Origin of the sequence: Niastella sp., assembly GCF_045805085.1 — a bacterium.
Lineage (GTDB): Bacteria > Bacteroidota > Bacteroidia > Chitinophagales > Chitinophagaceae > Niastella.
This window is the reverse complement of sequence record NZ_JBJMLX010000216.1, coordinates 1-9,999: the sequence shown is the minus strand read 5'-3', so window position 1 is coordinate 9,999 and position 9,999 is coordinate 1. Positions and strand designations below refer to the sequence as shown.

The window sequence follows — 9,999 nt, the reverse complement described above, 5'->3', positions numbered from 1 at the left end:
GTAAAATATTAATATATTACTTATTTTTTCCAGCACACTTTTCACTTTAAAAATGTTGTCCTTTAAGTAATAAGATTTTCTCATCGTTTCAACCTTTGGGATTGTAAACTTAGAGGCCGTTACTTTAAATAAACCATAAGCTTTAGGCGAGAGTTGGACTACATTAGTCAGATTTCTTTCAGAAAGAAATCGGGTAATTTTTTTACAAATTACCACTTACAACTTCTTTTTTGTTACTCATGTCACCATTCTCTCTTGAGTTTGCTGTTAGTAATACTAGATTACTACTCATTTATTATAAAATGTATATGTTATTTGATGAATTTTCTGAAAGATTGGTTGGTCCGTAGATTATTTTACCCGTTTTTATAATTTTATCCGAAAACCCGCCTGAACAAATATCGACCTGGTTTTCCCCACATCAATACGGTCTAAGTCATCGCTTATATCGGTAAGCGACCATTCATAGGACGCATCCAGGAAGAACAGCGAAATATCGAGCCCTGCGCCCGCGTATACGCCCCAGTCGGCATTCTTTAAAAAGTCCTTATCCAGATTTTTTGTGTTTGTCAACACGAAGGCAGACCCACCACCAAAAATGCGCACATTGACAGTCGATTTTTCATCGAGCAGGTTTACGCCGATAGTTACCGGTACACGGATGCCGCTTATGTTGAAATCGACGTCCGAGACCGAGCTGTTCGAAGATTCAAATTTGGTTGATTTCTGAACATAAAAAACCCCCGGCTCCAGGTAGACCCTGTCTTTTGACAACATGATAGAACCGCCGATCTGCCAACCCACTCTTGCCTTGAATTCGCCGCCTTCATCTTTCGACAGGTCGGTAAAATTGACCCCTGCGGCTGGTTTTATTACAATTTGCGCCTGCGCCATCATCGTTCCAAATAACAATGCCGATAATAAAATAAACAGGTTTCTCATAAAAGAAAATTTTGCCTTGTATGCACAAGGTGGTTATAAAATAAAAAAGCGCTTCCCAGGGAAGGATGCTACCTACAGGCAATAAAGGGGAGATGTATCAGGATGGTAATGCGGATGGCATGGAAGAATGGAATAATACGAAGGCAATATAATCCACAAAAATGCGGCCTCTGAACAAACTTTTTTCTGCCTGAATTTCCTAATGTAGACAATTGGATATCCAATGTTTTGACACCTTTTTTATTAGTTGTTGCTATTTCTTCCTTAATTTTAATTTGTTGTTAATGTTTGCGTAGCAACTTTTAACCAGCCGGTCTGTTAATTTTAACATTTACTCCTACCCAGCGCTGTTTTTATTCCTGCCCACCCAAACTCTTTTCCGTTATTTAATCACCTGTTATTACACGTTCTATGAATGGAGTATCTGCTTTGTTATTGTTATTGATACTGTACCCTTCATTATTGTACCCGCAGGCAACCACTGATACTACGCTGCAGGAAGCATCCCTGCCCAATTGTATCCGGTATGGGCTCGACCATCAGCCTGCCATTCAGGCTTCATTAATTGATGAAGAGATCACCGAAACAACCATTAAGAACAAACTGGCCGACTGGTATCCACAACTAAACATTACGGCCAACTACCAGCATTACCTGAAAATGCCGGTGACTATTTTCCCCGACCTGAACAATCCCACAGGTCCCAAACGTGAAATACAAACCGGCGTACGTAATTACTCAACGCCCCAGCTGGCATTAACCCAAACTATTTTCAATCGCGATGTATTGCTGGCAAGCCGTACTGCCCGGGATGTTCGCCTGCAGGTCCGCCAAACCACCACCGCCAATAAAATAGATGTGGTAGCCGCTATTTCAAAAGCATTTTACGATGTGCTGCTTACCCGGCAGCAGATACAGGTACTGCAGGAAACCATTACCCGGCTCGACCGGAGTTTGAAAGACGCGTACTATCAATACCAGAGCGGCGTGGCAGACAAGATCGATTATAAAAGAGCCACCATCTCATTGAACAATGCCAAAGCCGATCTGAAGGCCGCTCAGGAACAGCTTACTGCCCGGTATGCCTATCTGAAGCAGCAAATGGGGTATCCTGCCGAACAACCATTACGGTTATCATTCGATACCACCCATATGGAAGGGGCGATTGCCTTCGATACGTTACAAAAAGTGCAATATGAGAGCCGCATAGAGTTCCAACAATTGCAAACCCAGCAACGGCTGTTGCAGGCCAATGTTACATACAATCAATGGAGTTATATTCCCACCTTGTCGGCCTTCGGTTATTATAACGTGGTTTATCAGAACGATGAATTTTCAAAATTGTATGCCCATTCATTCCCCAACCTGTACATAGGCCTTCAATTCGCCTGGCCGCTTTTTCAGGGCGGCAAACGAATGTGGAACATCAGGCAGGCCAACCTGCAGCTAAAGCGAAATGATGTGGAGATGACGGATCTTAAAAATAATATCAACACCCAGTACAGTCAGGCCATGGCCACCTATAAAAGCAACCTCACTGATTTTTATGCCCAGAAAGAAAACCTTGACCTGGCCAGTGATGTATATAACACCCTGCAATTACAATACAAGTCGGGAGTTAAAACTTACCTGGAGGTGATCATTGCCGAAACCGATCTGCATACCACGCAACTGAACTATTATAATTCATTATACCAGGTATTATCAAGTAAAATAGATGTTGAAAAAGCACTCGGTACTTTATCGTACTGATAAAAAGCTAATGCATATGAACAAACAGCTTTCATGGGCAATTATTATTACCGGCGCCGGTTGGTTATTGCCGGCATGTAAAGATGATAAAGCCAAAACCCAACAAGCCGCCCCGCCGCCCGTTCCGGTAAATGTTTATACTGTAGCAAAAGGCAAGGCTGCTTATTATGATCAATACCCGGCTACGGTAACGGCGCTGAACCAGGTTGAGCTGCGGCCGCAGGTGAACGGATATTTGACCGGCATCTTTTTTAAAGATGGGAGCAGGGTTAGAAAAGGGCAGAAGCTATACGAAATAGACAGACAGCAATATGTGGCGAATTACCAGCAGGCCCAGGCCGGTTTGCAGGTGCAGGAAACCAACCTGATGAAAGCCCAGAAGGATGCTGATCGCTACCATGAGCTGGAAAAGCACGATGCCATTGCCAAACAACAGGTTGACTATGCCGACGCTGCCCTGGAAGCTGCCCAGAAACAGGTGGCCGCTGCGAAAGCCAATGTAGCCAGTGTTCAAACCGGGTTACGATATACCACTATCTATGCTCCCTTCGATGGTACTATCGGTATTTCACAGGCGAAACTGGGAACTGCTGTTTCGGCGGGGCAAACCCTGTTGAATACCGTTTCTTCCGATGATCCCATGGCTGTTGACCTGGCCATCGATCAAAAAGACCTGTACCGTTTTGAGCAGTTGCAAAAGAAAGGGGGCACTGCCAAAGATTCTACCTTTAAACTGATATTGCCCGGTCAGGAAACATACCCGCACCCAGGCCAGATCTATTTAATTGACCGGGCGGTTGATCCGCAGACAGGAACGATAAAAGCGCGGCTGGTTTTCCCCAATAAACAAAGTGACCTGAAGGTGGGGATGACGGCGAATGTGCAGATCCTGAACAATGCCAAAACCGAAAAATTACTGATCCCCCAAAAAGCTATTGTTGAGCAAATGGGGGAATACTTTGTATATACCACCGATGGCAAGGCGGCCCATCAAAAAAAAGTAAGCCTGGGCACCAGGATCGGCGACCAGGTTGTTATTAACGATGGGTTGAACGAAGGCGAACAGGTTATTATCGATGGGATGCAAAAGTTAAAAGAAGGATCTCCTGTTCAGATAGGACAGCCAAAGCCCGCAGGCGCGCCCACCGCAGCGAAGTAACATTGTTGACTATTGATTATTTTCAAGAAGCTATTATATGATCGCTAATACATTTATAAAACGACCGGTAACAGCTATAGTGATCTCTATTGTGATCGTAATGACAGGCTTACTGGCGATGGACGGTTTACCTGTAGCGCAATATCCCAATATTACGCCGCCTGTTGTTCAGGTAACCGGCGCCTTCACCGGCGCCGACGCCCAAACGGTTGAACAAACAACGACCACGGCCGTTGAAACGCAAATAAACGGTACACCCGGGATGGCCTTTTTGCAAAGCAACAGTACCAGCGATGGTCGTACCACTATGAATGTAACTTTTGAAGTAGGCACCAACGTTGATATTGCCGCCCTGGATGTGCAAAACCGGGTAAGCGTGGCCACGCCTGCATTGCCCGACGATGTTAAACGCCTTGGTCTTACCGTTCGTAAGCGTAACCCCAGTATCTTAATGCTGGTGGCCATGTTCTCACCCAAAGGAACACACGCGGTTCCCTTCCTTGATAATTTTACCAATATATATGTAAAAGACGCCCTGTTGCGCGTAAAAGGCGTGGGTGACGTATTTACCCGGGCAGATGATTTCAGTATGCGCGTTTGGCTGCAGGCCGATAAACTGGCGCAATTGGGCATTACGGCCAATGAAGTAATTGCCGCCCTTACGGAACAGAACCTGCAGGTGGCGGCCGGTTCAGTAGGCGCGCCGCCGCAACGCTCGGTGCAGGCTTTTGAGTATACTGTGTTCACTAACAGCAGGCTTACTACAACAGACCAGTTTAAAAAGATCATTGTACGGAGTAACCCGCAGAACGGTTCAATTGTTTACCTGCAGGATGTGGCCAGGGTAGAGCTGGGCAAATTCAACTATTCGAACAATTCTTTTGTAGATGGTCGAAGAGCTTCGTACCTGCTTGTTTACCAGGCGCCCGGCAGTAACGCATTGGAAACTGCACAGGGTGTATATGATGTAATGACCCGGTTGAAAAGATCGTTTCCCTCCGACGTTGATTATGTGGTTCCTTTTGAAGCCGTTTCTGTGGTACAGGTTTCTATACATGAAGTAGTACATACGCTGCTGGAAGCATTGGCGCTGGTAGTGTTGGTGGTATTCCTGTTTTTACAAAACTGGCGGGCTACGCTGATCCCGGTACTCGCCATTCCCGTTAGTATCATTGGCACCTTTATATTTTTTATTCCGCTTGGCTTTACCATCAATACCCTTACGCTGTTTGGTTTTGTACTGGCGATCGGTATTGTGGTAGATGATGCTATTGTGGTGGTGGAAGCGGTGCAGCATTATATGGAAGTACAAAAAATGTCGGCAAAAGAAGCCACATCAGCCGCCATGGGCGATATCTCGGGGCCTGTGGTGGCTATTGCCCTCATCCTTGCTTCGGTGTTTATACCGGTAGGCTTTATACCCGGAATTGTGGGCAGGCTGTACCAGCAATTTGCCATTACCATTGCCATTTCGGTATTGATCTCGGCCTTTATCGCGCTTTCATTAACACCGGCTTTATGTACCCTGTTATTAAAGCCAAGCCATATTACCAAAGAGGCAAGGGGCCTTAACAAACTCTTCTTTAAATTCAATGAATGGTTTGCCCGTACAACCAATTCCTATGGCCGTGGCGTAAGCAGCGCTATCAAAGGCGCGCGCTACGTAGTAATATTGCTGGTGTGTATTCTGGTGGGTACCTTTTTGCTGTTTAAAACAAAACCAACCGGTTTTATTCCAACAGAAGATGAAGGCCGCGTATACATCACCTACGAGCTGCCTGAAGCTTCTTCAACCAGCCGCAGTATTGAAGTGTTGACCACCATACAAAACACTTTGAAAAGCATGCCTGCCGTGGCGCACTATGCTGCTTTGGGCGGTTTGAACGTGGTTACCTTTTCAACCAAATCGAATGCAGGAACCGTATTTACGCAATTAAAACCCTGGGATGATAGAAAAGATAAACAACTGCAGATAAACGGGGTGATTGCAGAAGTGCAAAAGAGGCTATCTGCCATTAAAGATGCCAATATTGTAGTGATCCCGCCACCGCCCATACCGGGGTTAGGACAAACCGCCGGTTTTACCTTTGAATTACAACAACGCGAAAGCACGGATGACCTCAAGACCTTTGAAAAAGTAGTACAGAATTTTGTGGTGGAAGCCAATAAACGGCCTGAGATAAACCGTGCCTTTTCATTCTTCACGGCCCGTACACCCGGTTACCAGGTAAATGTAGACCGGGAACAATGCAAAAAGCTCGGCGTTTCCATAGCAGATGTATTCAACACCATGCAAACATTTATGGGCAGCCGCTATGTAAACGACTTTAATATTTATGGAAGAAATTTTCGCGTAGTGGCGCAGGCTGACACCACCTTCCGGGGCGATATAAGCGAATTGCAACGATATTATGTGCGAAATGCTGCAGGAGGAATGATACCGCTGAGTGCAGTTACCTCCTATGCCACCACTGAAAGCGCTCCGCTCATTCAACACTATAACCTGTTCAGGTCGGCAGAAATAAACGGCGGTTCAAAAGAAGGCTATAGTAGCGGTGATGCGCTTACTGCATTACGCGAGGTGGCCGATAAAGTATTACCTACCGGCTATGGGTATGAATTTTCGGGCTTAAGCCGGGAAGAAGTGAATGCGGGGTCAAAAACAGTGTACATCTTCGCCCTGTCTGTGGCGTTTGTATTTCTGTTCCTGGCGGCGTTGTACGAAAGCTGGTCGGTACCCTTCTCTGTATTGCTGGCAGTGCCTATCGGCGCGTTTGGCGCGATACTTACCCTTATTTTTATTCCAACACTATCAAACAACGTATATGCCCAGGTAGGGTTGATTACCCTGATCGGTTTGGCAGCCAAGAATGCCATCCTGATCGTTGAGTTTGCCAAAGAGCGCGTGGATCGCGGGCAGGAGCTCGTTGCGGCTACGCTGGAAGCGGTAAAACTGCGTTTACGGCCCATTCTTATGACCTCGCTCGCATTTATACTGGGTGTATTGCCACTGGCATTTGCCAGCGGCGCAGGCGCCAATGCCCGTAAAACCATCGGCTGGACGGTTTTTGGCGGCATGCTATCGGCTACCCTGTTATCGATATTTACTGTACCGGTGTTGTTTGTAATTATTACACGTTTCTCATATGGCAGACAAAAGCTGGAGGAATTGCGAAAGAAGGAAAGAAAACTATCGGAGTAGCCACGCTGCTGCAATCGTTTTTTTTTGTGCAGCAAAATTGATAAGTATAACCTTTAGGTGATCTGATAAAGGAACTCTTATATTCAGATTTAATACAGCATACATCCCACTGTTAGCTGCAATAGGATTAACTTTTCCCGTTATTGTAATAGCAAACTTAAAAAGGTAGTCAGAATTGACATTACCGTAATAACTACACAGTTATTGCAACCGGGTTAATTATGAAAAAAAGTATTGAAATATGGAAGCTGTTCTGTCTGGCCGGCATTTTATTGCTTTCAATCGGCAAGGTGCAGGCGCAACATGCAACAGATTATACAATACATGCCACTCTTATTTACCGCTTTACAAAATATATTGACTGGCCGGCTAATAAAAAATCGGGTGATTTCATTATCGGGATCATAGGAGATTCACCGCTATATGATGATCTAAAAAGTTTTATTGCCAATAAAACAGTTGGTAGTCAGAAAATAGTTGTTACTAAGGTGACCACTCCGAAAAACTATAGTAACTGTCAAATACTTTTTATCAGTGAAGAAGAAAGCGGGAATTTAAAAAAGATCGCTGAGCTTACTTCGGGCACCCCGGTCTTACTGATTACTGAATACAACGGCCTTGCACATAAAGGATCATGCTTCAATTTTATTACGGTAAATGATCGGCTGAAATTAGAGATCAATAAAAGTAATGTTGAACAAAGGAATTTGCACATTGCTTCTGAATTGCTTGATCTGGCGATAATTATAAAATGAAAAATAAAACCCCGAATACCCAGTTATATGAAAAAGCCCTGCACTGATAAGAAGATACTCTTATTTGCGATTACTATCATGGCATGTAGTATAACCTATAGCCAGGTAGATACCAACAAACTACAAAGTTTGAACCTGAAGGATCTTCTGAACGTAAAGATCACTACAGCCAGCAAAACATCCCAGGACCTGGAGATGGCCCCTGCTACCGTGATCGTGATTACGCAGGAGCAGATCAAACTGCGGGGTTACCAGTCGTTGTTAGATGTGCTGTACGATCTGCCCGACATGAAGGTGGACGATAAAGTGCGGTCGCACCTTCATAATAATTTTGTAATGCGGGGTACTCCGGGGCAGGAAAAATTTGTGATCCTGCTCGATGGGATGCGCATCTCTTCTCCCACGAATGAAACAATGCCCATCCTGGAAAATTATCCCGTTAACCTTGCCGAGCAGATCGAAATAGTATTGGGGCCTGCTTCGGCGCTTTATGGGGCAGATGCAGTGTCAGGGGTGATCAATCTCATTACCAAAAAGTCTTCTTCCAAAAAAGCTATCAGGGTAGATGCCACGTCGATGGCAGGCGCCTACGGTTATATCAACAATACATTATTTATTGCCAAAAAACTGAATGAACACGCCAACCTGGTTGTTTCAGGTCAATATTGTTATAACCAGGGTGTAAATTATTCCAAACTGTATAAACAGGACACCTTGTTCAATACGGCTGCCTACACAACAGGAACGTTTAACACTATTTTCGGCCCAATGACCCCAAAGACCCCTGTAAACAGCAGGATAGAAATGCCATTAAAAGCATACAATTTATATGCATCGTTACAAGTGGACGAATTTTCGTTAGCGATTTTCAGGAACTATGCACAAACGCCTACATTTTATGAAGAGAATCCCAACAATGCCGTTTACAACAAAAATGTTTTTATGGGTCAGGGCATCACTATGGCAAACGCTTCTTATAGAAGATCTTTTGGGAAGGTCACAGCTACCACCTCCCTGCTGGCCAGTGAATATGTGATGAATCCGAAATCGAATTACCGGAATGTTTTTTCGGGTATGGAACCGGCATACAAATATTCTTTTGGTTCGCTGATAAAGGCTGAGCAGCAGGTTGACTGGAAAGCATCGGAAAAATTTAATCTTACAGGTGGCGCTACCTACGAGAGTTTCTATTCCATACCAACCAGTGCAGATCTGGCGGCGCCGGTTGACCCCCTCGGAGACTTACATGGAACTTATATCGGCACAAAAACATATTATAAGCCTGATGGCCTGGATGCTAAATTTTATACGCTGAGGTATCAGAATATCGGCACTTATTTGCAGGTGCAATATTCTCCTGTTGAAAAAATGCATTTCACTTTTGGCGCCCGTTACGATGTTAACTCGAGGTATGAAAACACCTTTAACCCACGCGTAGGAGTTGTTTACAGGCCTACTGATAAAACCACCATCAAAGCGCTTTATGGAACAGCATTCCTTGCGCCTACCACTTTTGATTGTTATGCGTATTACGGCGCATTCGAAACAGCCGATTCGGGAAGATCGTTCCGTGCTAATTTTATGCATCTGCCTAATCCAAACCTGCAGCCCATCACCTCCAAAAATGCAGAGGTAAGCATCAATCACTATTTTACCAATAACCTCAGTGTAACACTTGATGGATATTATACCGTGCTTTCAGGCTTGCATGAATTTGCCGATGATAATAAATCCACCCGTCTATATAACAATATGTTTAATGGAATACCGGTTGGGTATGTTGAAGTATTTGTCAATCAAACCCGGCAGGTAAATTATGGAGGAAGCATTCAGTTTAATTGCAAATATTCCATTGGCAAACTTCTCCTTAATTCTTTCCTGTCTGTAAGCCATACAAACGGATATGACGATTATTCACAAAAGGACCCAACCCTTGGAAAAGTAAAGCTTGAATTTATTTCTCCGTTCAGTATCCATGCAGGAACAGACCTCAAAGCTGGTAAATTCAGCTGTTCGCCCCGCCTGATCCTGCTGGGCAGACAAAACCTTACAGGTATAAGTAATTCAACTACATCGATACGTAAACGGCAAACAATACCTGGCTATGCGCTGATGAACGTTTCACTTAGATATAATATAATAAAAAAATTAGCGGTTTTTACCAATATCAACAATGCGCTTAACCAGCG

6 protein-coding genes are annotated in these 9,999 nt (G+C 44.5%); 5 read left to right on the top strand and 1 reads right to left on the bottom strand.

Annotated elements, in window-relative coordinates; genetic code table 11:
* Positions 1-366 precede the first annotated feature (366 nt).
* On the bottom strand, positions 367-942 hold the full coding sequence (locus ACJ751_RS11050; protein WP_407745552.1) for an outer membrane beta-barrel protein: 576 nt from the start codon (positions 940-942) through the stop codon (positions 367-369).
* Between the two features lie 411 nt (positions 943-1,353).
* Between ACJ751_RS11050 and ACJ751_RS11045 the strand changes: the two genes are divergently transcribed.
* From ACJ751_RS11045 to ACJ751_RS11025, 5 genes are all read left to right on the top strand, one after another.
* Entirely contained in the window at positions 1,354-2,694 is a 1,341-nt protein-coding gene (locus ACJ751_RS11045) for a TolC family protein (protein ID WP_407745551.1), read from the top strand.
* A gap of 16 nt (positions 2,695-2,710) precedes the next feature.
* Entirely contained in the window at positions 2,711-3,853 is a 1,143-nt protein-coding gene (locus ACJ751_RS11040; RefSeq protein ID WP_407745550.1) for an efflux RND transporter periplasmic adaptor subunit, read from the top strand.
* A gap of 37 nt (positions 3,854-3,890) precedes the next feature.
* Positions 3,891-7,055 carry an efflux RND transporter permease subunit gene (locus ACJ751_RS11035; protein ID WP_407745549.1) on the top strand — a complete coding sequence of 1,055 codons (3,165 nt, stop codon included), beginning with the start codon at positions 3,891-3,893 and terminating at the stop codon, positions 7,053-7,055.
* A 221-nt stretch (positions 7,056-7,276) separates the two neighbouring features.
* On the top strand, positions 7,277-7,810 hold the full coding sequence (locus ACJ751_RS11030; RefSeq protein WP_407745548.1) for a YfiR family protein: 534 nt from the start codon (positions 7,277-7,279) through the stop codon (positions 7,808-7,810).
* A gap of 27 nt (positions 7,811-7,837) precedes the next feature.
* A partial coding sequence (locus ACJ751_RS11025) for a TonB-dependent receptor plug domain-containing protein (RefSeq protein ID WP_407745547.1) occupies positions 7,838-9,999 on the top strand: 2,162 nt, incomplete at its 3' end.

Bases quoted from the DNA above. Each gene is read 5' to 3' on its own strand.
- ACJ751_RS11040 (WP_407745550.1), top strand. From the start codon at position 2,711: ATGAACAAACAGCTTTCATGGGCAATTATTATTACCGGCGCCGGTTGG.
- ACJ751_RS11035 (WP_407745549.1), top strand. From the start codon at position 3,891: ATGATCGCTAATACATTTATAAAACGACCGGTAACAGCTATAGTGATC.
- ACJ751_RS11050 (WP_407745552.1), bottom strand. From the start codon at position 942: ATGAGAAACCTGTTTATTTTATTATCGGCATTGTTATTTGGAACGATG.
- ACJ751_RS11030 (WP_407745548.1), top strand. From the start codon at position 7,277: ATGAAAAAAAGTATTGAAATATGGAAGCTGTTCTGTCTGGCCGGCATT.
- ACJ751_RS11045 (WP_407745551.1), top strand. From the start codon at position 1,354: ATGAATGGAGTATCTGCTTTGTTATTGTTATTGATACTGTACCCTTCA.